We start from the raw sequence: 25,893 nt of genomic DNA on the forward strand, positions 1-25,893 counted from the left end.
GTGGTGAGGGAATCCCTTACGCGGGCCTCCCTCAGCCGGCCATCGTGCCGTGCGCCTCGGTCATCGCCTCGTCGACCCCGTACGCCGTCAGCCGCTTGCGCAGCACCCGGAGGGTGTAGGCGTCGAACGGCGCGTGGAACCGGCCGGAGCAGGCGCGGGTGACCAGGACGTAGCGGCCGAGGACGAAGGGCGCGGTCGCGGCGACGAGGGCGCGGTCGAGCAGGGCGAGATCGACGCCCATCGTCCCGCTGCCGCGGCCGAACGCCTGGGTGAAGAAGGTCCGGCTCCAGGCGAGCTCGACGCGGTCGGCGACCCGGTCGTAGGGCGTACGTCCCGGGCGGAGGTAGGCCGCGAGGGTGGAGCGCACCAGCTCTCCGCAGGTGGCGTCGTCGAAGTCGTGGCGCAGCGTCGCCGCCCGGGCGTGGAAGACCCGGACGATGCCCTCGGGGTCGGCGGGCAGGAGATCCTCGGGCAGCCCCATGAGGAAGCAGCGATAGCGGACGAACTCGTGGATCGCGCGCTCGCGGGCGGTCCACTCGGTGCGGCCCTGGCGCACCGCGGCCGTGGCCAGGATGTAGATCGGGATCATGCCGGCGGGCATCTGGTCGACCTGCGGGACGGGGACGCCGAAGACCTGCTGGTCCCACTTCGCCGAGCGCTTGAGCGCGTTGTAGCGGACGACGGAGTGCATCAGGCGTACGTGTGCGGTGGTCTCGAAGCCGACGCCGAAGCGGTCGAGGGCGCCCGGCAGAGTGGTGACGGCGAAGAAGCTGCTCGTCTCGATGACGCGGCGTGCGGCCCGCTTGTCGGAGAGCGCGCCGGTCAGCGCCATCGGCAGGGCGGCGTAGGTGTTGATGAAGGTGGCGAGGAACGCGCCGCGGATGATGAACGGCGCGAACAGCGCCGCGCTGACCCGGGAGTGCCGCGCGCCCTCCTCGACCAGGTCCATGTCGAGCCAGTCCGGCACGACCTCCATGGACGCGATGAACGTGCGCAGCTCCTCGGGTGCGTCCGGGACGGCGTCGACCCCCTCGCGACAGGCGGTGGACAGCATCCGGATCAGGCCCTTCATGCCGTGGTCGTCGACCAGGGCGGCGTACGGATCGGCGACGACGTCGCCGAGCATCGTCGCGGAGTGCATCAGCTCGACGACCTTCTCGTCGGCGAGCAGGCCGGCTCGGTCGTCGACGCCCCGGGGCAGCGAGGAGCGTACGTCCGGGTCGGTGGTGAAGCGGTAGGGCGTCGCGGTCAGGTCGACGTCGCCGTACATGTGCGGCTGGAGGACGGCCTGGGAGCGGACCCGCTCGGCCAGCTCGGGGTAGTGGAGCGTCGTCGTCATCACCCTCAACTTTCAGTCTGTTAGTTCCTATCTGACAGGTTGAAAGTTAGGCTGTCAAGCAATGAGTTCCACAGCCACCCGCAAGCGCATGACCGGCCAGGACCGCCGCGAGCAGATCCTCGACGTCCTGCTCACGATCGTCGACGCCGAGGGGTTCCACGCCGCCACGCCCAACCGGGTCGCGGAGGAGGCCGGCGTGACCCGGCCCGTGCTCTACCAGCAGTTCGGGGACATGTCCGGGCTCTACGTCGCCCTCGTCGACCGCGAGTTCGCCCGCGCCGGGGAGCAGTTCGCCGCCGGGGTCGCGGCGCTGGACCTCTCGGACCCGTCGACCGTCTTCGTGGGGACCTTCCGGGTGGCGCTCGACTCGCTCGCGACCTCGCGCGCGACCTGGCGGCTGTTCCTGTTCCCGCCGCAGGGGGCGCCGCCGGCCCTGCACGCCCGGCTCGAGGAGTCCGAGGCCGTCGTACGAGCCTTCCTCCGGCAGGGGCTGGAGTCGGTCTTCCCGAGCACCCCCGACCCGGAGATGGTGGCCCGTCTGCTGCACGCGTCGGGACGGGAGCTGCTCAGGATGCGGCTCGAGGATCCGACCGAGGCGACCGAGGAACGCCTGATCGCCCTCGTCGAGCACCAGGTGGGGCTCCGCCTCGCGGCGCTCGACTGAGGGCGATCAGGCGTCAGGGATCAGCGCGCGGCGGGAACCGTCGCGGGCTCGTCGGCCGCTGCCTCGGCGGTCTTCCGGCCGAGCAGTGCGCGGGAGCAGAACAGCGAGATCACGGTGGTCACGACACCGAAGGCGACCGGCACCACGATGCTGCCGGAGGTGTCGAGGAGCCACTGCAGGATCATCGGCGTCGTCCCGCACAGCGCCCCCGAGAGGCCGTACGTCACCGAGATGCCGGTGTAGCGGACCCGGGCCGGGAACGCCTGGGCGAGCATGCCGGCCATGATCGCGTAGAACATCACGTCGGGGATGGTGGCCAGCACCGCGCCGATCATCGCCAGCGTCCAGTTCCCGGTGCCCATCAGCACGAACATCAGCGCGAGCGCGGGAATCTCGAGGGCCAGCAGGACGGTGACCAGGGTGCGCGGGTTCCAGCGCGTGGCGAGCACCGCGCCGAACGGCTGCACGAAGAACTGCACGAGGCTGGCGATCAGGATGATCGTCAGGAAGGAGTCCTTCCCGAAGCCGAGGTGGGTGGTGGCCCAGGAGAGCGCGAAGGTGTCGCGGGCGTAGACGACCACGAAGACGCACAGGATGCCGAAGACGCCGAGGGTCAGCTCGCGGGAGTTGCTGCGGAACAGCTCGATCACCGGGACCCGGACGACCTCGTTGCGCTCCTGGAGGTCCTTCATCGCCGGGGACTCCTCGAGGCTGAGCCTGATCACGAGCCCGACCACGACCAGCGCGGCCGAGGCCAGGAACGGCAGTCGCCAGGCCCATTCGAGAAGGGCGTCGTCGGGGAGCAGGCCGGTGACGGCGAGGAAGCTGAGGGTGGCCAGGATCCGGCCGGCGGGGGAGCCCTGCTGGGCGAAGGCGCCGAACAGGAAGCCGCGGTCGGGGCGGGTGTGCTCGGTCGCGATCAGCACCGCGCCGCCCCACTCGCCGCCGACGGCGAGGCCCTGCAGCAGCCGGAGGATGATCAGCAGCACCGGTGCGGCGGCGCCGATCGCGGCATGCGTGGGGAGCAGGCCGACGCCGACGGTGGTGACGCCCATGAGCAGCAGGGTCAGGATCAGGGAGCGCTTGCGGCCGATCCGGTCACCGAGGTGGCCGAAGACCACGCCGCCGAGCGGCCGGGTCAGGAACCCGACGGCGAACGTCGCGAAGGAGAGCAGGGTCGCGACCGCGGGCTCGGCGTTGCTGAAGAACAGCGGCCCGAAGACCAGAGCGGACGCGGTGCCGTAGATGTAGAAGTCGTACCACTCGATGGTGGTGCCGACGAACGCGGCGATGCCCGCCTTACGGGCCATCCGTTCGTCGGGGACGCGCGTTGACTGGGTCATGGGGACTGCTCCTCCGGGGATTGTGTGTCGTCACGCACCGGAATGCTGTGTGACCGCGTTCACACTAGGAACGATCGCCATTGCACGTCCAACACCAAATGTAGATGGCATTGATATCACCCTTGAGCCCAATGAGTTCCGGGCATGCCAAGGCCGCCGATCGTCCACAGGGACGATCGGCGGCCTCGTGAGGTGTCAGGGGAGGACCAGCGTGATGCTCTCCGCGACGCAGACCGGTCGCTCGGCGCCTTCGGCCTCGACGGTCCAGGCGACCAGCACCTGGGTCCCGGCCGGGACCGCCCGGACCTCCTTGATCCGCGGCGTGGCCCGGATCTTGGTGCCGACCGCGACCGGTGCGGGGAACCGCACCTTCTCGAGCCCGTAGTTGAGCCGGGCCGAGCCGGCCGCGATCGTGTAGAGCTCGGTGGAGAAGCCCGGCAGCATCGACAGGGTGAGGTAGCCGTGCGCGATCGTGCCGCCGAACGAGGAGGCGGTGGCGCGCTCGACGTCGACATGGATCCACTGCTGGTCGCCGGTGAGCTCCGCGAAGCGGTTCACCCGGTCCTGGGTGATCTGCACCCAGTCCGTGGTGCCGAGCTCCTCGCCGACAGCGGCCTCGATCGCCTCGATCGAGGTGAACGTACGCATCAGGCGATCCGCTCGAAGACGGCCGCGAGGCCCTGGCCGCCGCCGATGCACATGGTCTCGAGGCCGTAGCGGGCCTCGCGGCGGTGCAGCTCGCGGGCGAGCGTGCCGAGCATCCGTACGCCGGTGGCGCCGACGGGGTGGCCGAGGGAGATGCCGGAGCCGTGGACGTTGGTGCGCTCGAGGTCCTCGTCGGTGAACTTCCACTCGCGCATCACCGCCAGCGCCTGGGCGGCGAAGGCCTCGTTGAGCTCGATGACGTCGATGTCGGCCATCGTCAGGCCGGCCTTGGCGAGGGCCGCCTCGGTGGCGGGGACAGGGCCGATGCCCATCACGTCAGGACGTACGCCGGCAGCGGCCCAGGACACGAGCCGGACCAGCGGCCGCAGGCCGAGCTGCTCGGCCGTCTCTGCGGTGGTGACCAGGCACATCGCGGCGGCGTCGTTCTGGCCGCTGGCGTTGCCGGCGGTGACGGTCGCCTCCGGGTCGGAGGAGCCGAGGATCGGCCGCAGCTTCGCGAGCGACTCCATCGTGGTGTCGGCGCGGGGGTGCTCGTCGGTGTCGACGACGACATCGCCCTTCCGTGATGGCACGGTGACCGGCACGATCTCGTCGGCGAAGACGCCGCTCTGCTGGGCGGCGACGGCCCGCTGGTGGGAGCTGACGGCGAGCCGGTCCTGCTCCTCGCGGCCGATGGCGTACTCCCGGCGCAGGTTCTCGGCGGTCTCGAGCATGCCGCCGGGCACCGGGTGGAACCGGCCGCCCGGGGTCTGGCGGCCACGGGTGAGGCCGTCGTGGATCTGCACGCCGCTGCGTGCGCCGCCCCAGCGCATGTCGAGGGAGTAGAAGGCGACGTTGCTCATCGACTCCGCGCCGCCGGCGACCACGATCTCGCTGGCGCCGGAGGCCACCTGCATCACCGCGTTGGCGACGGCCTGCAGCCCGGACCCGCAGCGACGGTCGACCTGCTGACCGCCGACGGTGACCGGGAGCCCGGCGTCGAGCCCGACCACGCGGCCGATCGCCGGCGCCTCGGCGTTGGGGTAGCAGTGGCCGAGGATGACGTCGTCGATCCGCTCCGGGTCGATGCCGGTGCGGGTGAGCAGGCCCTGCAGCGCGGTGACGCCGAGGTCGACCGGGCTCAGGTCCTTGAAGACGCCGCCGTAGCGGCCGATCGGGGTGCGGACGGGCTCGCAGATGACCACGTCGCGGGAGGTGTCGTTCATGGGTGGATGCCTTTCACGGGGTTGCGGTCGCCAGCTCGGCCCTCAGGCCGGCCAGCGCGGTGCCGTCGGGGCGCCGCAGCGCCACCTCGGCGGTGTCGGGGGCAGGTCGGTCGATGCTCACGAGGGCAGGGTCTCCGCAGAACAGCGGAGCGGTGTTGCGATGCCTCAGGAGGCGTACGGCCCGGTCGGGGTGGGCCAGCCGGATCGCCTCTGCGAGTACCAGGGTCGAGAGCGGGCCGTGCACGACGAGGCCCGGATAGCCCTCGACCCGGGTGGCGTAGGGCCAGTCGTAGTGGATCCGGTGCGGGTTGGCGCTCGCCGCGCTGAACCGCATCAGCAGCGTCGGGTCGGTGACGAAGCGCCAGCCGTCGTCCTCGGGCACCAGCGGTGGGCCGGCGGGGTCGACGACTGCGGGCTCGGGGTCCGGGAACGACGAGGGCGCAGGTGCGGCGTCGCGGTAGATCAGGTTCTGCCGTTCCTCCACGAGCAGGTCGTCGCGCTCGGCGTCGACCAGGCGGGTGAGCACCTCGACGACCGCCAGCCGGCCGCTGCGGCCGTCCTTCTCCTCGACGGAGACGACCTCGGACTCGCGGACGACCTCGGCGCCGACCCGGAGGTCGCCGTGGAAGGTCACCTCGCCGCCGGCGAACATCCGCCGGGGCAGGTCGATCGGCGGCAGGAAGTCCCCGCGGCGCGGGTGACCGTCGACGCCGATGACCGAGGACACCGGCCAGCGCGGAAGCGCGACCCAGTGCCACAGCGGCGGGAGTACGTCCCCGGCGACCGGCACCGGAGCGCCGCTGTCGAGGAGCGCGCCGAGGGCGCCGGCCGGACCCGCCTCGAGGGTCTCGACCGACGTCACCCGCCGCGGCCGCCAGCTCACATGAACCTTCCGCCGGTCACCTCGGCGACCGTGCCGGTCATGTACGAGGAGAGCGAGGAGGCGTAGAAGAGCGCGACGTTGGCGATCTCGGCCGGCTCGCCGGCGCGACCCATCGGGATCTCGGCCATCTTCTCGTCCCAGATCCGCTGCGGCATCGCCTCGGTCATCGCGGAGCGGATCAGACCGGGCTGGATCGCGTTGACGCGGACGCCGTGGTGGGCCATCTCCTTGGCGGCGGCCTTGGTCAGCCCGACGATGCCGGCCTTCGCGGCGGAGTAGTTGGTCTGCCCGACCATGCCGACCTTGCCGGAGATGGAGGAGATGTTCACGATCGCGCCGGACTTCTGCTCGCGCATCCGGGCGGCGGCGAGCCGGGTGCCGTGCCAGCAGCCCTTCAGGTGCACCGCGATGACCTGGTCGAACTGGTCCTCGGTCATCTTCCGCATGGTCGCGTCGCGGGTGATGCCGGCGTTGTTGACGACGATGTCGAGCGAGCCGTACGTCGCGACCGCGGTCTCGAGAGCGCGCTCCACGTCCTCGGCGCTGACCACGTCGCAGGCGATGCCGGTGGCCACGTCCGGGCCCAGCTCCTTGGCGGCGGCCTCGGCGGCGGCGCCGTCGAGATCGGCCAGCACCACCCGGGCCCCCTCCGCCACGAAGCGCTCGGCGACGGCGAGGCCGATGCCCTGGGCGCCGCCGGTGATGACCGCGGTCCGGTTCTGGAGAAGTGCCATGTCAGTTCTTACCCTTCTGGTTGCGCGCCACCAGCTGGGCGGCGATCACGTTGCGCTGGATCTCGTTGGTGCCCTCGCCGACGATCATCAGCGGGGCGTCGCGGAAGTAGCGCTCCACGTCGTACTCCTTGGAGTAGCCGTAGCCGCCGTGCACCCGCACCGCGTCGAGGGCGACCTGCATGGCCGCCTCCGAGGCGAAGAGCTTGGCCATCCCGGCCTCCATGTCGGCGCGGTCGCCGGCGTCGAGCCGCTCGGCCGCGTCGACGGTCATCAGCCGGGCGGCGCGCATCTTGGTGCCCATCTCGGCGAGCAGGTTGCCGACCGACTGGTGCTTCCAGATCGGCTTGCCGAAGCTCTCCCGGGTCTGGGCGTAGGAGAGCGCGTCGTCGAGCGCGGCCTGGCCGACGCCGACGGCGCGGGCGGCGACCTGGATCCGGCCGACCTCGAGGCCGCGCATCATGTGGCCCCAGCCGAGGTGGGGCGTACCGCCGAGGACGGCGGTCGCCGGGACGCGCATCTTGTCGAAGGTGAGCTCGCAGGCCTCGACGCCGCGGTAGCCGAGCTTGGGGATCTTGCCCGAGACGGTGAGCCCGTCGCCGGGTTCGACTAGCACCACGCTCATGCCCCGGTGCGCGGGCTTCGCGGAGCGGTCGGTGATGCAGAGCAGCCCGATCAGGCCGGCGTGCTGGGCGTTGGAGATCCAGGTCTTCGAGCCGGTGATGAGGAGGTCGTCGCCCTCGGCGTCGGCGAAGGTACGCATGCCCTGCAGGTCGCTGCCGCCGGACGGCTCGGTCAGCGCCATCGTGGCGCGCAGGCTGCCGTCGGCCATCCGGGGCAGGTAGTCCTGCTGTTGCTGAGCGGTGCCGAAGTGGCGCACCAGGTAGCTGATCACCGAGTGCCCGCCGATCGCGCCGGCCAGGCTCATCCAGCCACGGGCGAGCTCCTCGGTCACCCGCGCGAAGCAGGCCGTGCTCACGTCGACGCCGCCGTGCTCGGCGGGCACCAGGAGGCCGAAGAAGCCGAGCTTCTTCATCTCCTCGATGAGTTCCTCGGGGTAGATGTCGTCGGCCTCGAACTCGCGCACCCGGGGGCGTACGCGCTCGTCGACGAAGTCGGCGACGAGCCGGACCATGTCCTGCTCGTCAGGGGTCAGGCTGCTCATCTGGCTGCTCCTGGGTTGGGTCGGGTGAGGGAGACGATGCGGCGGGCGCGGGCGACGACGGGGGCGTCGACCATCCGGCCGTCGACGAGGGCGACGCCATCCTCGGTCGCGGCGGCCAGGACACGCTCGGCCCAGGCGACCTCGTCGGGGGTGGGGGCCAGTGCGGTGGCGGTGGGGGCCACCTGGCCGGGGTGGATGCAGAGCTTGCCGGCGAACCCGAGAGCCGCGGCCGCGGTGATGTCGGCGGTCAGCCGCTCGTGGTCGCGTACGTCGCCGGTGACGCCGTCGATCGGTCCGGCCAGGCCGCCGATCGCGGAGGCGAGCACCAGCTGGCCGCGGGCGGACGCCAGCGCCGGGGCGTGCTCCGGGTCGACGCCGAGCTCGGCGGCCAGGTCGTAGCTGCCGAAGGCGAGGCGTACGACTCCGGGGGAGCGGGCCAGGTCGATGGCTCGCGCGATGCCGAGCGCGGTCTCGACCAGCGCCACGACTGCGGAACGGTCGGGGAGCGCGGCCAGGACGGTCGCCACGATCTCGGGGCTGTCGGCCTTCGGCAGCACCACGGTCGTCGGAGCGTCGAGGGCCGCCAACGCGGCGATGTCGGCGTCGTGCCAGGCGGAGCCGGCGGCGTTGACGCGCACCGCCACGGTGACCTCGGCCCGGGGGAGCCAGCCGATGACGTGGCCGCGGGCCGCGTCCTTGGACGCCGGGGCGACCGCGTCCTCGAGATCGAGGACGACCACGTCGGGGCCGGCCGCGGCCGCCTTGGCGAACCGCTCCGGTCGGTCGCCGGGTACGAACAGCCAGGTGCGTGCGGTCTCTACGGTGCTCATCGGGCGACCTCCGTAGCGCGAGCGCCAGAATACGGACGCCGCCCGATGAATGACCTGATGATCACTCGCTGGCGCTCGCTCATCGGACCACCATCTCGCGGTTGCCGATGACACCGCGACCGATCAGGTCGTCCAGTCTGTCGCTGGGCAGCCCGAGAACGCCGGCGAGCACCTCACCGGTGTCCTGTCCGACGGCGGGCGCCGGCCGGGGTGCGCTCCGCCGGCCGTCGACGGTGATCGGCGCGCCCGGGGCGAGCAGCTCGCCGACGCCGGGCTGGTCGATCGTCGAGAACAGCGGGTGCTCGCGCAGCAGCCGGGCGTCGTCGGCGGCGAGGTCGCGGAAGCTGCGGTAGGGCGACCACAGGATCCGGGTCTGCGCGAGAGCCTTCGTGACGTACGCCGTCTCGTGCTGCTCGAACCAGGCGGCGACCAGGCCGCCGAGCACCGTGCGGTGCCGGAACCGAGCGCCCTCGTCGGAGAAGTCGGCCTCGAGTGCGCGGGCGAGCGCGGCCACCGCGTCGCCGAGGCCGGTGATGCCCAGCAGGTCCGACCACTGCCGCGGGGTGAGGGCCACCAGCATGAAGCGGTCGCCGTCCGCGGTCGTGAAGTCGCGGCCGAAGGTGCCGTAGACGTGGTTGCCGATCGAGCCGCGCTCGCCGGCCGGCCGCAGCTGCGCCTCGGCGAGGTAGCCGAGGTTGCCGGCGACCGCGAGGGCGACGTCCTCCAGCGCGACCCGCACCTCGGCGCCCTCGCCGGTGACCGTGCGCCGGCGCTCGGCGGCCAGCAGACCGGTCGCGAGGTGGAGCCCGGCTGCGAGGTCCCAGGCCGGGACCACGCCGTTCACCGGTGCCGCATGCTCCTCCGGGCCGGTCACGAGCGGGAAGCCGGTGCCGGCCTGGACGGTGTAGTCGACGGCGGTCCCGCCGTCGTGGCGGCCGGTGAGGAGCACGTGGATGACGTCGTCGCGGCGGGCGCGCAGCGCGGCGTACCCGAGCTCGGTCCAGCGCTCGGTGTTGGTGACCACGATGCCGCCGGACGGGCCGCCCGAGACGACGAGGTCGGAGACCAGCTGCCGTCCCTCGGGGTGGGTGCAGTCGACGGCGATGGCCTTCTTGCCGGGGTTGAGCCCGTTCCAGTAGAGGCTGGCGCCGTCGTCGCTGAGCGGCCATCGGGTTCGGTCCGGTGCGCCCTCGAGCGGCTCGACGCGGATCACCTCGGCGCCGAGCTGCGCCAGGGTGGTGCCGCACAGCGGCGTCGCCACGAAGCTCGACACCTCGACGACTCTCAGGCCCGCGAGCGGGCCGGCGAGCGGGGCGGTAGCGGGGTCAGCGGTGGTCATGGAGCACCCTTTCGGTAACGGGCTGGGAGGGGGCGGCAGGGCCGGGACCGGCCATCGCCCAGGTCAGGGCGACCGCGGCGACCGGCACGCCGTAGACGAGCGAGAGATTTCCGGTCGGGTAGGCGATCGCGACCCAGGAGTAGCCGATGGCGAGGCCGGTGAAGCGGAGCATGTTGTGGATCCCGAGCGCGACCCCGTCGGCGGCCGCCGGCGAGGTCATCAGGCCGAGTGCCGAGGTCGCCTGGACGACACCGATCGCAGCCCCGGTCAGCACCAGCGCGGCCACGGTGAGCCCGACGACCGTGCCGGACCCGGAGGCGGTCGCGGCCAGCGGCAGCGCGAGCAGGCCGAGCGCGAGCAGCACCAGCCCGCCGCGCAGGGTGCGCCGGGCGGTGAACCGTTCGGTGATCCGGGAGGAGAGCGGTGCGGCGAGCGTCATCGCCAGGGCCAGCGCGAGCATGGTGACGCCGATGTGTCCCGGCCCCAGGCCGAGGTCACGGCCCAGGTGCAGGGGAGTGGCGACGATCGCCACGCCGAGGCAGCCCATCACCGTTCCGGCGGCCATCGTGCTCGCGACGAACCTCCGCTCGGTGAGGAGGCCGGGCGGTACGAACGGCCCGGCGCTGGTGCGCCCGAGCCGGCTGTGCACGACCAGGGCGAGCACGCCCACGGCCGCCATCGCGGCCGCCACCGCGACCTCGCCGTGCTGCCCCAGCCAGCTGACGGCGCCGACGAGGGCACCGACCCCGACCAGAAGCGTCGCCATGCCGCTGACGTGGAGCGGGGCGTCGGACGGCGGGACGTCAGGGACGACGGTCAGGCACAGCACCAGCAGCACCGCGCTGAGCGAGGCATGGGTGAGGAACACCCACCGCCAGCCGAGCGTGTCGGCGACCAGACCGCCCAGCGGCGGGCCGAGCGCCTGGCCGACGCCGATCGCGGCCGCCCAGGCGGCCATCACCCGGGCCCGGTTGCCGGCCCAGTGCCGGCCGAGCACCTGCTGGATCGCGGGCGGCACCGCCGAGCACGCGATCCCCTGCAGGGCGCGCATCACGACCAGGAACGCGAGCCCCTGGCTGAACGCGGCACCCGCCTGCGCCGCCACCATCAGCAGCAGCGACCCGGCGAGCACCCATCGGGAGCCGAACCGCTGGCACATCCAGCCCGAGATCGGGGCGAAGACGACCATCGCCAGGGTGAAGGCGCTGACCGCGAAGACGATCCCGCGTGGCGAGGCCCCGATCGCGTGCGCGATCACGTTGATCGGCGCGCTGATGATCGTGCTCGACAGGGTGCCGAGCGTGGAGCACGCCAGCAGGGCGACGTACGCCGTCCGGCGGGGTTCGTACGTGAGGGTGGACGGGCTCATCGGAGGTAGAGCCGCACCGTGTCGATCTCGTCGCGGAGCAGCCTGACCTCCTCGACGGTGGGCCGGTCGGTCTCGCGTACGTCCTCGGCGACCGGGATGTTCCACCCGGTCGCGGCGCGGACGTCGTCGACGGTGAGGCCGGGGTGGACCTCGCTGATCTCGAGCTCGCCGAGCTTGTCGGGGCGGCGCAGCACCGCCATCGGGGTGATCACGGTCGAGACCCCGTGGCCGGGAGGCACCATCCGCGGGTCCTCCTGATGCGCGCGCACCGGGCTGGGCGAGGTGCAGAAGTCGAGCTCCGCCGGCAGGGCACCGGGGTCGTGGCGACGCAGCACCACCACGCACTCGCCGGCGTTCGGCATGATCTCCGCGGCGCCGCCGGCGCCGGGGAGCCGGACGGTCGGCTTGTCCCAGTCGCCGATGAAGCTGGTGTTGAGGCTGCCCCAGCGGTCGACCTGGGCCGCGCCGAGGAAGCCGACGTCGACGTGGCCGCGCTGCAGCACGTAGCCGAACAGCGCGGGCATGCTCAGCACCGCGGCGGCCCCGGAGACCAGCACCGAGTCGGCGATGCCCTCCGCCAGTCCCTCCGGCTGCGCGCCGCAGATCCCCGACTCGTAGACCAGCTCGACGTCGGGGTTCACGGTGCGGCGGGCCAGGTCGACGGCGAGCGTCGGCAGCCCGACGCCGGCGAAGACCCGGTGCTTGCCGACCAGCTGCCGAGCGGCGACCGCGGCCAGGAACTCGGTGCTGGCCGGAGCAACGTCCGAGAGCGGCGTACTCATGATGCCTCCTGGGCGGCCACCCGGCGGCGGCCGAAGTCGACGGGCTGCGAGGGTCGGGGAGCGACACCGAGCCCGGCCCAGCGCTCTGCGCCGAGCTTGTCGAGATACGCCTCCCGGTCGGGGACGCCGTGCACCCACTCCTCGAGCCAGCCGAGCACCGCCTCCCGGTCGCGGCTGATCGGCGTCCACTCCCGGTAGAAGGCGTTGTCACGGTCGTAGTGACCCTGCGTGTAGGACGGGTGGGCGCCGCCGGGGCACTCCACCACCGCGGTGACCGCGTGCGAGGGCAGGACGGTGCGGTTCGGGTCGGAGCGGACCACGTCCTCCTCGACGATCTCCTCGACGGTCACGATCACGGTCTCGGCCGCGTACGCCGCCTCCTGCTGGGCCCCGACGATGCCCCACATCTGGACGTTGCCGGAGCGGTCGGCGCGCTGGGCGTGGAGGATCGTCACGTCCGGGCGCAGCGGTGGCACGACGTAGATGTCGGGTCCGCCGTAGGGATCGGCGACCTTGCGGATCCGTGGGTTGAGCTTCGGCAGATCGCTGCCGGCGTAGGAGCGGAGCGGGAAGAACGGCAGCCCGGAGGCGCCGGCCTGGTAGCGGCAGACCATGCCGTAGTGGCTGTACTCCTCGACCTCGAGCGGCGCTGGATCGGCTCTCTCCACGCGGCGCCGGACCTCGTGCAGGGAGCCCGCCGAACCGCTGGCGAAGAACGAGGCCACGAGCTTCGAGACGCAGCCGGCGGCGATCATCTGGTCGGCCAGCAGGTCGGGGGTCATCCGGCAGAACGTCAGGTCCCGACGACCCTGCCGGATGATCTCGTGGCCTGCCGCGAACGGGATCAGGTGGCCGAAGCCCTCCAGCGCGACCGTCATGCCGTCGCGTACGTGGGCGGCCACCGCCGAGGTGAGATCGGTGACCTTGTCGGGCGTGGCCATGGGGGCTCCTCGGGGGCGGGCAGGGGGTGGTCAGTGGTCCCAGCCTGCCGCCAGCCGCGTGCCGAACTCCAATACTTCTTCCGCCGCTCACTGTTGACGGATACGTATGAATAGTTCGAGACAGATATCGAAAGTGATGACAAACGACGGCACAATGAGCCGCGTGGACCCTGCCTCTCCTGCCGCTGACACTCGTGCTGCCCTGACCCTCGACGAGCTGCTCGACCTTCTCGACCTGAGCTGCGTCGACGAGCCGACCGGCCGGGTCAGTCATTGGATCGGGCAACCTCAGCCGCATCCCGCCGGCAGGCTCTTCGGAGGCCTCCTCCTGGCTCAGGCGCTGGTCGCCGCCGGCCGTGGGATCCGGGCCGACCAGCGGATCATCAGCCTGCAGGCCGACTTCGTCGGCGGAGTGCCGACGGACCGGCCGCTGCACTGGGAGGTCACCGTCGTCTCGGACGCACCGTCGCTGGCGACCCGGCGCAGCCGACTGCTCGACGACGCGGGGGAGGAGCTGTTCGGCGCGGTCACGCGGTGGGCGACGGTCCGTGACGACCTGCCCTCCTACAGCTCCGCCCGGCGGGCGCCCGCGCCCGACCCCGAGACGCTGCCGGACCACGCCGACAGGTTCGGCTCCGACGAGCGGATCCCGCCCTGGTGGCGGCTTCGGCGACCGATCCACTTCCGGCACGCGGTGGCCCCGCCGTACTTCACCCTCGCCGAGCCGAACGACCGGCAGACCACCTTCTTCCGGGCGACCGGCCCGCTGCCTGACGACGCGGTCCTGCGGGCGGCGCTGGTCGCCTACGTGAGTGACATGAGCATCCTGGAGGCCTCGTTCCTGGCGCTCGGGTCAGCACGGCACAAGCCGGGCGCCCGGATCCTCAGCCTGACCCACGCGCTGACGTTCCATGCCGCCGCCGATCTGACCCAGTGGCACCAGTTCGACTGCCGGGTGGAGTCGATCGCCCACGGGCGTGCCCACGGCGTCGGCGAGCTGTTCGACGCGGCCGGTCGCCACGTCGCCACCGCGTCGCAGGTCGGTCTCGTGAAGGTCGCGACCGCCCCCTGACCGTGGTCAGGAGGGCAGGGTAGAAGGCAGGGTCGAGGGCAGGTCCGGCGTCGGCAGCGCCTCCTCCGAGGCGCGCAGCACCGCGTGCAGCGCCGGGCTCCGGTCCTCCTGCCGCCAGGCGAGCTGCTGGAAGGTGGGGCGATCGCACTCGGTCACCCGGACCACCTCGATGCCGGTCTGGACGACGTTGGCGAGCGCGGTGTCGAGCGTGAACGTGATGCCGACTCCGGCCGCGACCAGCGCGACCGCGGTCCAGCTGTCCGGCGCGGTCTGCACGATGTTCGGTACGAAGCCGGCCTGGGAGGCCGTCTCGATGAAGGCGTCACGCACGCTGGAGCCCGGGTCGGCGGGCAGTGCGACGAACGGCTCGTCGCGGCACTCCGCCATGCTGACCTGCTCGCGCCCGGCCAGCCGGTGGCCGGCGGGAACGGCGAGCACGTAGTGCTCGACGGCGATCACGCGGTGCGCGAGCCCCTGGGGCTCGATCCGCCACCGGGCGATCGCCAGGTCGAGCTCGCCGTCCTGCAGCGAGCGCAGCGCCTCGTAGTTGTAGGTGGTGCTCTGCAGGATGAGCTCGATCCCGGGATGCTGCTCGCGCACGATCCGGCCGAGCTGTCCGACCAGCACGTGGGAGGAGGGGCCGGCGAACCCGATCCGGACCCGCCCGGTCTCGCCCCGGCCCGCCGAACGCACCGCCCGGCGCGCGGTGCGCATGCCCTCGAGGACGTCCTGGGCGGGTCGCACGAGGGCCTCGCCGGCCGAGGTCAGCCGGACGCTCCGGGTGGTGCGGTCGAACAGCTGGGTGCCGAGGTCGCGCTCGAGCTGCTTGATCGTGCGGCTCAGCGGCGGCTGGGCGATGTGCAGCCGCTCGGCCGCTCGGCCGAAGTGCAGCTCCTCGGCGACGGCCAGGAACGCTTCGAGGTGGTGCAGGTCCATAAGGACAACTGTTGCATTAGTTGGAACAATCAGCCAAGCATTAGGTATTGGACGGGCATAAGAAGTCAGGCCATGCTCTTCTGCATGACCACCGACCTGCTGCCGCTGGACGGCATCACCGTGGTCGCCCTCGAGCAGGCCGTCGCGGCCCCGCTCGCCACCCGCCACCTCGCGGACCTCGGTGCCCGCGTGATCAAGCTGGAGCGGGTGGGCGAGGGTGACTTCGCCCGCAACTACGACCACGCGGTGCACGGCCTCGCCTCGCACTTCGTCTGGCTCAACCGCGGAAAGGAGTCGGTGGCGCTCGACCTGAAGTCGCCCGACGGCGCCGAGCTCGCCCGCCGGCTGGTCGCGCGTGCCGACGTGTTCCTGCAGAACGCCGCGCCCGGTGCCGCCGAGCGCCTCGGGCTCGGCGCGGCGGAGCTCGCCGAACGGCACCCGCGGCTCGTCGTCGCCGGCATCTCGGGCTACGGCACCGGCGGCCCGCTGCGGGACCGCAAGGCGTACGACATGCTGATCCAGGCCGAGTCCGGGCTGATCTCGGTCACCGGCACCCCGGAGACCGCGACCAAGACCGGCGTCCCCAGCTCCGACATCGCCGCCGGCCTCTACACGAGCCAGGCGATCGTCGCGGCCCTGTTCCGCCGCGAGCGCACCGGCAAGGGCGGCATCGTCGACGTGTCGATGTTCGACGCGACCGTCGAGTGGCTCGGACACCCGATGTACATGCAGATGTACGGCGGCCGGCAGATCCCCCGGATGGGGCTCAGCCACGCCTCGATCGCGCCGTACGACGCCTACCCGACCGCCGACGGGGAGATCCTGATCGGCGTCCAGAACGACCGCGGCTGGCGGGCGCTGGTGTCCGACGTCTTCGAGCGGCCCGATCTCGCCGACCATCCCCGGCTGGCCACCAACCCGCTGCGGGTCGAGCACCGCGAGGAGTGCGACGCGGTCGTCGCCGAGCACACCCGCGGCTTCGCCACCGCCGACCTCGACGCCCGGCTCGCCGCCGCCGGCGTGCCCGCCGCCCAGATCAACGACATGTCCGGCCTGGTCGACCACCCGCAGCTCACCGGCCGCGACCGGTGGCGCGAGGTCGACACCCCCTCGGGGCCGGTCCGTGGCGTCCTGCCGCCGATGACGTTCCGTGACGTCGAGCTGCCGATGGGCGCGATCCCCGAGCTAGGTGCCCACACCGATGCGGTGCTCGCCGAGCTCGGCCTCGACGCCGGCAGCATCGACAGGATGGCAGCCGCCGGTGTGGTCGGGCGGCCCGGCGACGTACCCGTTCCCACGCCCTGACCCAGCCCTGACCCGGCCCTGAACCCCTCGCACGAAGGAGCAGCACCCATGGAGCCCGACGAGTTCACCTCGATCCTCGACGCCGTCCGCGCGTTCGTCCGCAAGGAGGTCGTCACGGCCGAGGACGAGATCGAGGAGACCGACCAGATCCCCGACCGGATCCGGCAGCAGGCCGCGGCGATGGGGCTGTTCGGCTACGCCATCCCCGAGGAGTACGGCGGTCTCGGATTCACCATGTCCGAGGAGGTCCGGCTGGCGATGGAGCTCGGCTGGACGACGCCGTCGTTCCGCTCGATGTTCGGCACCAACAACGGGATCGCCGGTCAGGTGCTGGTCAACTGCGGCACCGAGCGGCAGAAGCAGCGCTACCTGCCCGGGCTGGCGAGCGGCGAGCTGGTGGCCTCGTTCGCGCTCACCGAGCCCGAGGCCGGCTCCGACCCGAGCGGCCTGCGCACCCGCGCCGTCCGCAAGGGCGACGAGTACGTCATCAGCGGGCAGAAGCGCTTCATCACCAACGCGATCTGGGCCGACCTGCTCATGGTCTTCGCCCGTACCGGCGACTTCGCCGAGGGCGCCAAGAACATCTCGGTGTTCGTGGTGCCGACCGACACCCCCGGCGTCACCGTCGGTCCGCGGGACCACAAGATGGGCCAGCGCGGCGCCGCGACCTCCGAGATCTTCTTCGACGGTGCCCGGGTGCCTGCCGAGAACCTGGTCGGCGAGGTCGAGGGCGAAGGCTTCTCCGCGGCGATGCGCTCGCTGGCCAAGGGCCGGCTGCACATCGCGGCGCTGACCGTCGGGCTCGCGGACCGGCTGATCGAGGAGAGCCTGCGCCACGCCACGACCAACGGCCAGGGTGGCCAGAAGCTGGCGGAGTTCCAGCTGATCCAGGCGATGCTCGCCGAGAGCCGGACCGAGGCGTACGCCGGTCGCGCGATGGTCCTCGAGGCCGCCCGCAGCTGGGACGACGGCAGCGACCGGCGGACGGCACCCTCGATGTGCAAGCTGTTCTGCACCGAGGCGGTCGACCGGATCGCCGACCGGGCGGTCCAGATCCACGGCGGCCTCGGCTACATGCGCGAGGTGCCGGTCGAGCGGTTCTACCGCGACGCGCGGCTGTTCCGCCTCTACGAGGGCACCAGCGAGATCCAGAAGCTGATCATCGCCAAGCAGATGGTCAAGGAGTTCCAGGGATGAGCTCGGGGGAGCGCACCGGGGCCGTCCGGGTCGAGGACCGTGGCCACGTCCGGATCCTCACCCTCGACCGCCCTGAGCGCCGCAACGCGCTCGACCTCGCCGACCGGCTGGACCTGCTCACCGCGCTCCGGGCTGCCGAGCAGGAGGCGCGTGCCGTCGTCCTGACCGGTGCGGGCTCGGTGTTCTCCGCGGGCGGCGACATCCGGTCGATGTCGCAGGACCGTGACGTCGCCCGGCAGCGGCTCGAGGTCGTCAACGCCGTCGTACGCCAGCTGGTCACCGGCGACCTGCCGCTCGTCGCGGCGGTCGAGGGCGGCGCGTACGGCCTCGGCCTCGCCCTGGCCGCCGCCTGCGACCTGGTGGTCGCCGGCCGCTCGGCTACCTTCTCGACGTCCTTCGGGAAGATCGGGCTCGGCCCCGACACCGGTCTCGCCTACACGCTCCCGCGGCGCGTCGGGCAGGGGAGGGCGCGCGAGCTGCTCCTGACCGTACGCACCTTCGACGCGGCCGAGGCCGAGCGGATCGGAGCGGTCGAGACCGTCGTCGAGGACGGCACCGCCCTCGACCACGCCGTCGAGCTGGCCTCGCGGCTGGCCGACCTCTCCGCGCCGATGGTGGCCGGCACCCGGCGCCTCCTCGACCAGCCCGACCAGAGCCTCGACGGCGTACTCGAAGCGGAGGCCGACCTCCAGGTCGAGCTGCTCGCGGGCCGGCAGTTCGCCGAGGGCCGGGCGGCCTTCCTCGAGCGCCGGAGGCCCGACTTCATCGGCGCCTGAGGAGCCGCCGGCGGCGCTTCTCGCGCGTCGGTCCAGCGATGGCCGACGTGTGACGGTCGTCATAGGTAGCGCCTATCGATCGGTTAGCCGAAGAGTCTTTGCGGTGCCGGACCCGTCGCCACAACCATGGTGATGCCGCCCGACGACGGCCCGCACACCGGCCCGTCACGGCAGCGATCCCTGTGGTTCTGCGAAGGAGACAACCGTGACCGCAACCCATCTCACCGCCTCCTCGGGCGCCGACACTCAGGCGGGTGAGTCGCGCGCCGAGGCGTGGGGCTTCACCGGCCTGCTGGTCTCGCTCTACGTCGTCAACTGGGCCGACAAGGCCGTGTTCGGCCTCGCCGCCCAGCCGCTCGCGAGGGAGCTCGGGCTGAGCGCATCGCAGATCGGTCTGGTCGGGAGCGCGTTCTTCCTGGCCTTCACGATCGGTGGCTTCTTCGCCGGCCCGCTGAACCGCTGGATGACGCTGAAGTTAGCCCTCGTGGTCCTCGCCATCGGCTGGTCCGTGGCGATGCTGCCGCTGGTGCTCTCGGCGACGTTCTCGGTGCTGCTGCTCAGCAGGATGCTGCTCGGGTTCCTCGAGGGCCCGTCGAGCGCGCTCGTGCACACCTCGGTGTTCTCCTGGCACCCGCGGGAGAAGCGCGGCCTGCCCGCCGCGTGCATCACCGCCTCCGCGTCGATCGCCAAGATCGCGATCGCACCGGTCCTCGCGATCCTGATGGCGACCCAGGGATGGCGGGCCGCGTTCCTGGTGCTCGCCGTCGTGGGAGTGGTGTGGGCCGCGTGCTGGCTGCCGACCTGGCGGGTCGGTCCCTACGGCACCGACAAGGCAAGCCCCGCGCCGGACGACGACGAGCCGGTCTCGCCGTGGCGGGCGGTGCTCACCACGCCGACGTTCGTCGGAGGTGCCCTCGCGGTGATGTCGATGTATGCACTCGTCACGGTCGTACTGACCTTCCTGCCGTCCTACTTCGAGCTCGGCCTGGGCTACAGCCAGGTCCAGGCGGGCACGATGTTCGCCTTCCCGAGCATCGCCAGCCTGGTCGTGATGTTCCTGCTCTCCGGCGTCGGCGACCGGCTGCTCGCCCGGGGCGCGACCTCGCGGGTGCTCCGTGGCATCGTGCCCGCGGCCGGCCTGCTCGTGTGCGGCCTCGCGATGACGGTGGTGCCCTACCTCGGCGCGCCCGTCGTGGCCGTGGTCGTCGTCTCGGTCGGCTACGCGTTCGGCGCCAGCGTCTTCCCGCTGTTCAACTCCGCGGTCTCCGAGGTCGTCCGGCCGCGCCAGATGGCCAACACGCTCGGGATCTTCCTGGCCCTGATGGCGATCGGCGGCCTGATAGCGCCGTACGTCACCGGCGTGATCGTCGATGCCGCGGCCACCCCGGCCGAGGGGTTCGCCAGGGCCTTCCAGATCTTCGGGGTCTTCGCGATCCTCGGCGCTCTCGCGGCCATGGTGATGGTGAACCCGGAGCGCGACAAGGCCCGGCTGCTCGAGGCGGCGCGCTGATGACGGAGACGACCACGGGCCCTGTGCTCCACACCCGCTTCACCGAGACCTTCGGCGTCGATCACCCCATCGTCCAGGGCGGCATGCAGTGGGTCGGCCGTGCCGAGCTCGTCGCCGCCGTCGCCAACGCCGGCGCGCTGGGCTGCCTCACCATGCTCACCCAGCCGACGCCGGAGGCGCTGGTCAAGGAGATCGCTCGCACCCGGGACCTCACCGACCGGCCGTTCGGGGTGAACTTCACGATCCTGCCGAGCATCAGCCCGCCGCCGTACGCCGAGTACCGCGACGCGATCATCGAGTCCGGCATCACGATCGTGGAGACCGCCGGCAACGCGCCCACCGAGCACGTCGAGGTGTTCAGGCCGGCGGGGGTGAAGGTCATCCACAAGTGCACCTCGGTCAGGCACGCGGTCAAGGCCCAGGAGCTCGGCGTCGACGCGGTCAGCATCGACGGCTTCGAGTGCGCGGGCCACCCGGGCGAGGACGACGTCACCGGGCTCGTGCTGATCCCGCTGACCGCCCAACGGCTCGACATCCCGGTGATCGCCTCCGGCGGTATCGCCGATGCCCGCGGCCTGGTCGCCGCGCTGGCGCTCGGCGCGGACGCGGTCAACATGGGCACCCGGTTCCTGTGCACGGTGGAGTCGCCGGTGCATCACCAGGTCAAGGAGGCCATCGTCGCCGCGACCGAGCGTGACACCGAGCTGATCTTCCGGCCGCTGCGCAACACCGCCCGGGTCGCCAGCAACTCGGTCAGTCGCGAGGTGGTGGCCCGTCTGGAGGAGGGCGCGGTCTTCGAGGACGTACGCCATCTGGTCGCCGGTGCTCGCGGCAAGCAGGTCTACGAGGTCGGCGACACGGACCTCGGGATCTGGAGCGTCGGCCAGTCCCAGGGGCTGGTCCACGACATCCCCACCGTCGCAGAGCTCGTCGACCGGATCCTCGGCGAGGCCGGCGACATCATCTCCGGCCGGCTGGCCGCCATGACACGTACGTCCATCTGACCTCAGGAGCAACGATGCAGCGCACGATCTTCGACGAGGACCACGAGGCCTTCCGGGGCACGGTCCGTCAGTTCTTCGAGAAGCAGGTCGCCCCGGACTTCCCCTCCTGGGAGCGGGCCGGCCACCCGCCGCGGGACTTCTACCGACAGGCCGCCGAGCTCGGGATCGTCGGGATCCAGGTCCCGGAGGAGTACGGCGGCGCCGGAGTGGCGTCCTACAAGTTCAACGCGATCGTCACCGAGGAGTCGGTGCGGGCCGACATCAACCTCGGACCGCTCCGGGTGCACATGGACCTGGTGCTGCCCTACCTGCTGGCGTACGCCACCGAGGAGCAGAAGCAGCGCTGGCTGCCCGAGTTCGCGGCCGGTGAGCTGATGACCGCCATCGCGATGACCGAGCCCGGCACCGGCTCCGACCTCGCCGGTATCCGCACCACCGCCCGCCGTGACGGCGACTGCTACGTCCTCAACGGCGCCAAGACGTTCATCACCGGCGGCTACAACGCCGACCGCGTGCTGGTGGTCGCCCGGACCTCCGCGCCCGACCCGGCCAACCGGCGCACCGGGCTGAGCATCCTGGTCGTCGACACCACGAGCCCGGGCTACGAGGTCGGCCGGATCCTCGACAAGTTGGGGCTGAAGGCGCAGGACACCTGCGAGCTCTCCTTCGACGATGTCCGGGTGCCGTTCGAGGACCTGCTCGGCGAGGAGGGCCAGGCGTTCGGCTACCTCAGCCACAACCTGCCGCAGGAGCGGCTGACCATCGCGGTCGGCGCCTGGTCGGCTGCCTCCCACGCCGTCGACCTCGCCCGTGACTACACCCGCGAGCGGCAGGTGTTCGGCAAGGCGGTCGCCGAGTTCCAGAACACCAAGTTCGTGCTCGCCGAGTGCGCCGCCGACGTCGCGGCCGGTCAGGCCTACCTCGACCAGGCGCTCGAGGCGCACGACCGCGGCGAGCTCTCCGGCCCCGACGCGGCAGCGCTGAAGCTGTGGATGACCGAGATGCAGGCTCGGGTCGTCGACAAGTGCCTGCAGCTGCACGGTGGCTACGGCTACATGAACGAGTACCCGATCGCGAGGCTCTACGCCGATGCCCGGGTCAGCCGCATCTACGGCGGCACCAGCGAGGTCATGAAGACCATCGTCGCCAAGTCGCTCGGTCTGTGACCGCTGAGGAGGAGCATCCGATGAGCATCGACACCCGTCCCGAGACCGCTGCCGCGGTCCGCGTCGAGGAACGCCCAGGCGTCCTCGTCATCACCCTCGACCGTCCCGAGGCCAGGAACGCCGTGGACCGCGCGGTCTCCGAGGCTGTGGCCGCGGCGCTCGACACGCTCGACGCCCGGTCCGACCTGGCCGTCGGCGTCATCACCGGCGCCGGCGGCACCTTCTGCGCAGGCATGGATCTCAAGGCGTTCCTGCGCGGAGAGCGCCCGAGCGTCCCCGGCCGCGGCTTCGCGGGCATCACCGAGGCCCCACCGGCCAAGCCGGTCATCGCGGCGGTCGAGGGGTACGCCCTCGCCGGCGGCTGCGAGATCGTGCTCGCCTGTGACATGGTCGTCGCCGGGCGCGGCGCCCGGTTCGGCATCCCCGAGGTCAAGCGCGGCCTGGTCGCCGCGGGCGGTGGCCTGCTGCGGCTGCCCGAGCGGATCCCACCCGCCGTCGCCATGGAGCTGGCGCTCACCGGGGACCACCTCGAGGCCGAGCGGGCCCAGGAGATCGGCATGGTCAACCAGGTCGTCGACGACGGCTCCGCACTCGACGCCGCGATCGCCCTCGCCGACCGGATCGCGGCCAACGGCCCGCTCGCGGTCGCGGCGAGCAAGCAGGTGATGGTCGAGTCGCGAGGCTGGCCGGTCGAGGAGCGGTACGCCCGGCAGCGGGCGATCGTCGAGCCCGTGTTCGCGTCCGAGGACGCGGCCGAGGGTGCGCGCGCCTTCGCCGAGAAGCGGCGCCCGGTCTGGCAGGGCCGATGAGCACCGCGACGCCACCGACCACCGGTGGCCACTGGCCGGCTCAGCTGCCCCGCGGGCTGTCGTACGCCCCGATCACCGTGGGCGACCTCAACGCCTACGCCGCGGCGGCCTACGGAGAGCGGGTCGCGCTGCGCGACGGCGAGGAGACACTGACGTTCGCGGAGCTGCACGCCCGGGCCTGCGCGATCGCGCACGGTCTGCGCGCCGCGGGTGTCCGTGACCGCGACGTCGTCGTGCTGCACCAGCCGAACTCGCTGTGGTTCCTGCCCTCCTACTACGGGATCCTGCTGGCCGGTGCGACCGTGTCGCCGACCAACCCGCTGCAGCCCGCGCCCGGGTTGCGGGCGCAGATCGAGGAGACCCGCGCGGTCGCGGCGCTCTCGCACCCCGAGCATGTGGCCGTGCTCGACGAGGCGCGGGCGGGCACCGGGCTGCGTACGGTGGTCGCTGTGCCGGGCACCTCGGCGGCGCCGGCGACACGTGACCTGCCCGTGGGTGCGGTCGCGTTGGCCGACTTCGTCGCCGGCCGGCCCACGACCCCGCCCGAGGCCGGGGTCGGACCCGACGACGTCGCGCACCTCGCCTACACCGGCGGCACGACCGGGGTCCCGAAGGCGGTGCGGGTGCTGCACCGCAACGTGGTCGCCAACGTGGCGCAGATGACCGGCTGGCGGGCGGGTCACGCGATCGACGCCGTCCCCGGCGGAGGGTGCACGCTGACACCGTTGCCCGACGCGGCCGGGGCCGGTGTGGTGCCCGGGGACGCGGTGAGCATCGTGGTCTCGCCGATGTTCCACGCGCACGCGCTGATCAACAGCAGCTTCCTGCACGTGTGCGGCACCACCCAGGTGCTGCTCGGCCGCTTCGAGCCGACCCGGATGCTGGAGCTGGTCGAGCGCGAGCGGGCGACGTACATCACCGGGAGCCCGACCATGTGGCACGCCCTGGTCGGGGCGGCGGGCGACGCCGGCGGGCGAGACTTCGCCTCGGTCCGGGTGGTCTCCTCGGGGGCGGCGCCGATCGACGGCCCGACGCTCGAGGCGCTGCAGGGACTGTTCCCGTCGGCGGCGATCCTCGAGGGCTACGGCCTCACCGAGGCGACCTGTCTGGTCTCGGGCGGCATCGCCTTCCGTGACGGGCTGCGCAAGCAGGGCAGCGTCGGGCTCCCGGTCTTCGACACCGAGCTCCAGATCCGCTCCGGCGTGCCGGGTGAGCGGCCGCTCGGGCCCGGGGAGCGCGGCGAGCTGTGGGTCCGCGGACCGCAGGTCACCGACGGCTACTTCGAGCGCCCCGACGCCACCGCGGCACAGTACGTCGAGGGCTGGCTGAACACCGGCGACATCGCCTACGTGGACGAGGACGGCTTCCTCTTCATCTGCGACCGAGCCAAGGACATGCTCATCTACAAGGGCTACAACGTCTACCCGCGCGAGCTCGAGGACCTGCTCGTCGCCCACCCCGACGTCGACGGCGCCGCCGTCGTCGGCCGTGAGGTCACCGCGGTCGGCCAGGAGCCGGTCGCCTTCGTCGTGCCCGCCGCGGGCCGCCGGGTCGACGCGGCCGCGCTGATGACGTACGTCGCGGAGCGGGTGCTGCCCTACAAGAAGGTCCGCGCCGTTCACGTCGTCGACCGGCTGCCCAGCAACCCCGCCGGAAAGATCCTCAAGACCGAGCTCCGGACCATCGCCAACGAACCCAGCGACAACGAACCAGGAGACCCCCATGCGTGATGCAGTGATCGTCGACGCCGTCCGCACCCCGATCGGCAGGCGCAACGGCGCGTACGCCGACCTCCACCCCGGTGACCTCAGCGCCCACGTGCTCTCCGCGCTGGCGGCGCGCACCGACCTCGACCCGGCGACCGTCGACGACGTCGTCTGGGGCTGTGTGAGCCAGGTCGGCGACCAGTCCGGCAGCATCGGCCGGGTCGGCGTGCTCGCGGCCGGGTGGCCCGAGTCGGTGCCGAGCACCGTGGTCGACCGCCGCTGCGGCTCGAGTCAGCAGGCGGTCAGCTTCGCGGCCGCCGGTGTGATCGCGGGGCACTACGACATCGCGATCGCCGGTGGCGTCGAGTCGATGACCCGGGTGCCGATGGGCAGCGCCGTCGCCGGCGGCGTGCCGTACCCGCAGTCCGTGCTCGGGCGCTATGGCGTCGACGGGTTCAACCAGGGCATCGGCGCCGAGCTGGTCGCCGACAAGTGGGGCCTCTCGCGGGCCCGGCTCGACGAGTACTCCGCGCGGTCGCACGAGCGCACCGCGGCGGCCATCGACTCCGGCGCCTTCGCCGGCCAGCTGGCACCGATCGCCGGTCTCGAGGCCGACGAGGGGCTGCGACGCGGCACCTCGGTGGAGACCCTCGCCGGGCTGCGTACGGTGTTCCGCGAGGACGGCGTGATCACGGCCGGCAACTCCTCGCAGATCTCCGACGGCGCCGCGGCGCTGCTGATCACCTCGAGCGAGACCGCCGCCGCCCGTGGGTGGCAGCCGATCGCGCGGGTGCACACCTCGGCCCTGGCGGGCGATGACCCGGTGATGATGCTGACCGCCCCGATCGCCGCCACCGCCAAGGCGCTGCAGCGCGCCGGGCTCGGCATCGGCGACATCGGCGCCTACGAGGTCAACGAGGCGTTCGCGCCGGTGCCGCTGGCCTGGCAGGTCGAGACCGGCGGCCTCGACGAGCGGCTCAACCCGCTCGGCGGCGCGATCTCCGTGGGCCACCCGCTGGGCGGCTCCGGAGCGATCCTGATGACCCGGCTGGTCCACCACATGCGCGACAACGGCATCCGCTATGGCCTGCAGACCATGTGCGAGGCCGGCGGCCTCGCCAACGCGACCGTCCTCGAACTCCTCTGACACACCTG

24 protein-coding genes are annotated in these 25,893 nt (G+C 72.2%); 11 read left to right on the forward strand and 13 right to left on the reverse strand.

Annotated features, from left to right (window positions below; genetic code table 11):
• Nucleotides 1-31: 31 nt before the first annotated feature.
• Nucleotides 32-1,339, reverse strand: a complete 1,308-nt coding sequence (locus ACIRON_RS09475; protein ID WP_402992026.1) for a hypothetical protein — start codon at nt 1,337-1,339, stop codon at nt 32-34.
• Between the two features lie 61 nt (nt 1,340-1,400).
• Between ACIRON_RS09475 and ACIRON_RS09480 the strand changes: the two genes are divergently transcribed.
• Nucleotides 1,401-2,003 (forward strand): TetR/AcrR family transcriptional regulator, encoded by a 603-nt coding sequence (locus ACIRON_RS09480; protein ID WP_402992028.1) that lies wholly within the window; start codon nt 1,401-1,403, stop codon nt 2,001-2,003.
• A 20-nt stretch (nt 2,004-2,023) separates the two neighbouring features.
• Here the strand turns inward: ACIRON_RS09480 and ACIRON_RS09485 are convergent, their stop codons facing one another.
• From ACIRON_RS09485 to ACIRON_RS09535, 11 genes are all read right to left on the reverse strand, one after another.
• Nucleotides 2,024-3,346: an MFS transporter gene (locus ACIRON_RS09485; RefSeq protein WP_402992030.1), complete on the reverse strand. Its 1,323-nt coding sequence runs from the start codon at nt 3,344-3,346 to the stop codon at nt 2,024-2,026.
• A 195-nt stretch (nt 3,347-3,541) separates the two neighbouring features.
• Nucleotides 3,542-3,994 carry a MaoC family dehydratase gene (locus ACIRON_RS09490; RefSeq protein WP_402992032.1) on the reverse strand — a complete coding sequence of 151 codons (453 nt, stop codon included), beginning with the start codon at nt 3,992-3,994 and terminating at the stop codon, nt 3,542-3,544.
• On the reverse strand, nt 3,994-5,217 hold the full coding sequence (locus ACIRON_RS09495; RefSeq protein WP_402992034.1) for an acetyl-CoA C-acetyltransferase: 1,224 nt from the start codon (nt 5,215-5,217) through the stop codon (nt 3,994-3,996). Before ACIRON_RS09495 ends, ACIRON_RS09490 begins: the two co-directional genes overlap by 1 nt.
• Nucleotides 5,218-5,230: 13 nt before the next feature.
• On the reverse strand, nt 5,231-6,100 hold the full coding sequence (locus ACIRON_RS09500; protein WP_402992036.1) for a MaoC family dehydratase N-terminal domain-containing protein: 870 nt from the start codon (nt 6,098-6,100) through the stop codon (nt 5,231-5,233).
• Entirely contained in the window at nt 6,097-6,834 is a 738-nt protein-coding gene (gene fabG, locus ACIRON_RS09505) for a 3-oxoacyl-ACP reductase FabG (RefSeq protein ID WP_402992038.1), read from the reverse strand. Before fabG ends, ACIRON_RS09500 begins: the two co-directional genes overlap by 4 nt.
• Before the next feature lies 1 nt (nt 6,835).
• Nucleotides 6,836-7,996, reverse strand: a complete 1,161-nt coding sequence (locus ACIRON_RS09510) for an acyl-CoA dehydrogenase family protein (RefSeq protein ID WP_402992040.1) — start codon at nt 7,994-7,996, stop codon at nt 6,836-6,838.
• Nucleotides 7,993-8,826 (reverse strand): HpcH/HpaI aldolase/citrate lyase family protein, encoded by an 834-nt coding sequence (locus ACIRON_RS09515; RefSeq protein ID WP_402992042.1) that lies wholly within the window; start codon nt 8,824-8,826, stop codon nt 7,993-7,995. The genes ACIRON_RS09510 and ACIRON_RS09515 overlap by 4 nt, the downstream gene beginning before the upstream one ends.
• Nucleotides 8,827-8,905: 79 nt before the next feature.
• Nucleotides 8,906-10,165, reverse strand: coding sequence for a CoA transferase (locus ACIRON_RS09520; protein WP_402992044.1), 1,260 nt, complete (start codon nt 10,163-10,165; stop codon nt 8,906-8,908).
• Complete coding sequence (locus ACIRON_RS09525) at nt 10,152-11,534, reverse strand: MFS transporter (RefSeq protein ID WP_402992046.1); 1,383 nt, start codon at nt 11,532-11,534, stop codon at nt 10,152-10,154. Before ACIRON_RS09525 ends, ACIRON_RS09520 begins: the two co-directional genes overlap by 14 nt.
• A complete protein-coding gene (locus ACIRON_RS09530) occupies nt 11,531-12,316 on the reverse strand; it encodes a CoA-transferase subunit beta (protein WP_402992047.1) in 786 nt (261 codons plus the stop codon). The genes ACIRON_RS09525 and ACIRON_RS09530 overlap by 4 nt, the downstream gene beginning before the upstream one ends.
• Complete coding sequence (locus ACIRON_RS09535; protein WP_402992049.1) at nt 12,313-13,257, reverse strand: CoA transferase subunit A; 945 nt, start codon at nt 13,255-13,257, stop codon at nt 12,313-12,315. Before ACIRON_RS09535 ends, ACIRON_RS09530 begins: the two co-directional genes overlap by 4 nt.
• 163 nt (nt 13,258-13,420) lie before the next feature.
• Between ACIRON_RS09535 and ACIRON_RS09540 the strand changes: the two genes are divergently transcribed.
• Nucleotides 13,421-14,329, forward strand: coding sequence for an acyl-CoA thioesterase (locus tag ACIRON_RS09540; RefSeq protein WP_402992051.1), 909 nt, complete (start codon nt 13,421-13,423; stop codon nt 14,327-14,329).
• Between the two features lie 6 nt (nt 14,330-14,335).
• Here the strand turns inward: ACIRON_RS09540 and ACIRON_RS09545 are convergent, their stop codons facing one another.
• A complete protein-coding gene (locus tag ACIRON_RS09545) occupies nt 14,336-15,265 on the reverse strand; it encodes a LysR family transcriptional regulator (protein ID WP_402992053.1) in 930 nt (309 codons plus the stop codon).
• An 84-nt stretch (nt 15,266-15,349) separates the two neighbouring features.
• Here ACIRON_RS09545 and ACIRON_RS09550 point away from each other — a divergent pair, with 84 nt between their 5' ends.
• From ACIRON_RS09550 to ACIRON_RS09590, 9 genes are all read left to right on the forward strand, one after another.
• Nucleotides 15,350-16,570 carry a CaiB/BaiF CoA transferase family protein gene (locus ACIRON_RS09550; protein WP_402992054.1) on the forward strand — a complete coding sequence of 407 codons (1,221 nt, stop codon included), beginning with the start codon at nt 15,350-15,352 and terminating at the stop codon, nt 16,568-16,570.
• A gap of 48 nt (nt 16,571-16,618) precedes the next feature.
• A complete protein-coding gene (locus tag ACIRON_RS09555; RefSeq protein WP_402992056.1) occupies nt 16,619-17,767 on the forward strand; it encodes an acyl-CoA dehydrogenase family protein in 1,149 nt (382 codons plus the stop codon).
• Nucleotides 17,764-18,543: an enoyl-CoA hydratase/isomerase family protein gene (locus tag ACIRON_RS09560; RefSeq protein ID WP_402992058.1), complete on the forward strand. Its 780-nt coding sequence runs from the start codon at nt 17,764-17,766 to the stop codon at nt 18,541-18,543. Before ACIRON_RS09555 ends, ACIRON_RS09560 begins: the two co-directional genes overlap by 4 nt.
• Before the next feature lie 205 nt (nt 18,544-18,748).
• The gene (locus ACIRON_RS09565) at nt 18,749-20,053 is read left to right on the forward strand and encodes an MFS transporter (RefSeq protein ID WP_402992060.1); all 1,305 of its coding nucleotides are present in this window, start codon (nt 18,749-18,751) and stop codon (nt 20,051-20,053) included.
• A complete protein-coding gene (locus tag ACIRON_RS09570; protein ID WP_402992062.1) occupies nt 20,053-21,057 on the forward strand; it encodes an NAD(P)H-dependent flavin oxidoreductase in 1,005 nt (334 codons plus the stop codon). The genes ACIRON_RS09565 and ACIRON_RS09570 overlap by 1 nt, the downstream gene beginning before the upstream one ends.
• 14 nt (nt 21,058-21,071) lie before the next feature.
• Nucleotides 21,072-22,223, forward strand: coding sequence for an acyl-CoA dehydrogenase family protein (locus ACIRON_RS09575; protein WP_402992064.1), 1,152 nt, complete (start codon nt 21,072-21,074; stop codon nt 22,221-22,223).
• Between the two features lie 20 nt (nt 22,224-22,243).
• Entirely contained in the window at nt 22,244-23,032 is a 789-nt protein-coding gene (locus ACIRON_RS09580) for a crotonase/enoyl-CoA hydratase family protein (RefSeq protein WP_402992066.1), read from the forward strand.
• On the forward strand, nt 23,029-24,762 hold the full coding sequence (locus tag ACIRON_RS09585; protein ID WP_402992068.1) for a class I adenylate-forming enzyme family protein: 1,734 nt from the start codon (nt 23,029-23,031) through the stop codon (nt 24,760-24,762). The genes ACIRON_RS09580 and ACIRON_RS09585 overlap by 4 nt, the downstream gene beginning before the upstream one ends.
• Nucleotides 24,755-25,885: a thiolase family protein gene (locus ACIRON_RS09590; RefSeq protein ID WP_402992070.1), complete on the forward strand. Its 1,131-nt coding sequence runs from the start codon at nt 24,755-24,757 to the stop codon at nt 25,883-25,885. The genes ACIRON_RS09585 and ACIRON_RS09590 overlap by 8 nt, the downstream gene beginning before the upstream one ends.
• Nucleotides 25,886-25,893: the final 8 nt, after the last annotated feature.

This window comes from Nocardioides sp. NPDC101246 (genome assembly GCF_044767415.1).
Classification (GTDB): Bacteria; Actinomycetota; Actinomycetes; order Propionibacteriales; family Nocardioidaceae; genus Nocardioides.

Bases quoted from the DNA above. Each gene is read 5' to 3' on its own strand.
- ACIRON_RS09475 (WP_402992026.1), bottom strand. From the start codon at position 1,339: ATGACGACGACGCTCCACTACCCCGAGCTGGCCGAGCGGGTCCGCTCC.
- ACIRON_RS09535 (WP_402992049.1), bottom strand. From the start codon at position 13,257: ATGGCCACGCCCGACAAGGTCACCGATCTCACCTCGGCGGTGGCCGCC.
- ACIRON_RS09555 (WP_402992056.1), top strand. From the start codon at position 16,619: ATGGAGCCCGACGAGTTCACCTCGATCCTCGACGCCGTCCGCGCGTTC.
- ACIRON_RS09585 (WP_402992068.1), top strand. From the start codon at position 23,029: ATGAGCACCGCGACGCCACCGACCACCGGTGGCCACTGGCCGGCTCAG.
- ACIRON_RS09495 (WP_402992034.1), bottom strand. From the start codon at position 5,217: ATGAACGACACCTCCCGCGACGTGGTCATCTGCGAGCCCGTCCGCACC.
- ACIRON_RS09590 (WP_402992070.1), top strand. From the start codon at position 24,755: ATGCGTGATGCAGTGATCGTCGACGCCGTCCGCACCCCGATCGGCAGG.
- ACIRON_RS09525 (WP_402992046.1), bottom strand. From the start codon at position 11,534: ATGAGCCCGTCCACCCTCACGTACGAACCCCGCCGGACGGCGTACGTC.
- ACIRON_RS09580 (WP_402992066.1), top strand. From the start codon at position 22,244: ATGAGCATCGACACCCGTCCCGAGACCGCTGCCGCGGTCCGCGTCGAG.
- ACIRON_RS09510 (WP_402992040.1), bottom strand. From the start codon at position 7,996: ATGAGCAGCCTGACCCCTGACGAGCAGGACATGGTCCGGCTCGTCGCC.
- ACIRON_RS09490 (WP_402992032.1), bottom strand. From the start codon at position 3,994: ATGCGTACGTTCACCTCGATCGAGGCGATCGAGGCCGCTGTCGGCGAG.
- ACIRON_RS09520 (WP_402992044.1), bottom strand. From the start codon at position 10,165: ATGACCACCGCTGACCCCGCTACCGCCCCGCTCGCCGGCCCGCTCGCG.
- ACIRON_RS09515 (WP_402992042.1), bottom strand. From the start codon at position 8,826: ATGAGCACCGTAGAGACCGCACGCACCTGGCTGTTCGTACCCGGCGAC.
- ACIRON_RS09575 (WP_402992064.1), top strand. From the start codon at position 21,072: ATGCAGCGCACGATCTTCGACGAGGACCACGAGGCCTTCCGGGGCACG.
- ACIRON_RS09560 (WP_402992058.1), top strand. From the start codon at position 17,764: ATGAGCTCGGGGGAGCGCACCGGGGCCGTCCGGGTCGAGGACCGTGGC.
- ACIRON_RS09550 (WP_402992054.1), top strand. From the start codon at position 15,350: ATGACCACCGACCTGCTGCCGCTGGACGGCATCACCGTGGTCGCCCTC.
- ACIRON_RS09545 (WP_402992053.1), bottom strand. From the start codon at position 15,265: ATGGACCTGCACCACCTCGAAGCGTTCCTGGCCGTCGCCGAGGAGCTG.
- ACIRON_RS09480 (WP_402992028.1), top strand. From the start codon at position 1,401: ATGAGTTCCACAGCCACCCGCAAGCGCATGACCGGCCAGGACCGCCGC.
- ACIRON_RS09485 (WP_402992030.1), bottom strand. From the start codon at position 3,346: ATGACCCAGTCAACGCGCGTCCCCGACGAACGGATGGCCCGTAAGGCG.
- ACIRON_RS09570 (WP_402992062.1), top strand. From the start codon at position 20,053: ATGACGGAGACGACCACGGGCCCTGTGCTCCACACCCGCTTCACCGAG.
- ACIRON_RS09530 (WP_402992047.1), bottom strand. From the start codon at position 12,316: ATGAGTACGCCGCTCTCGGACGTTGCTCCGGCCAGCACCGAGTTCCTG.
- fabG (WP_402992038.1), bottom strand. From the start codon at position 6,834: ATGGCACTTCTCCAGAACCGGACCGCGGTCATCACCGGCGGCGCCCAG.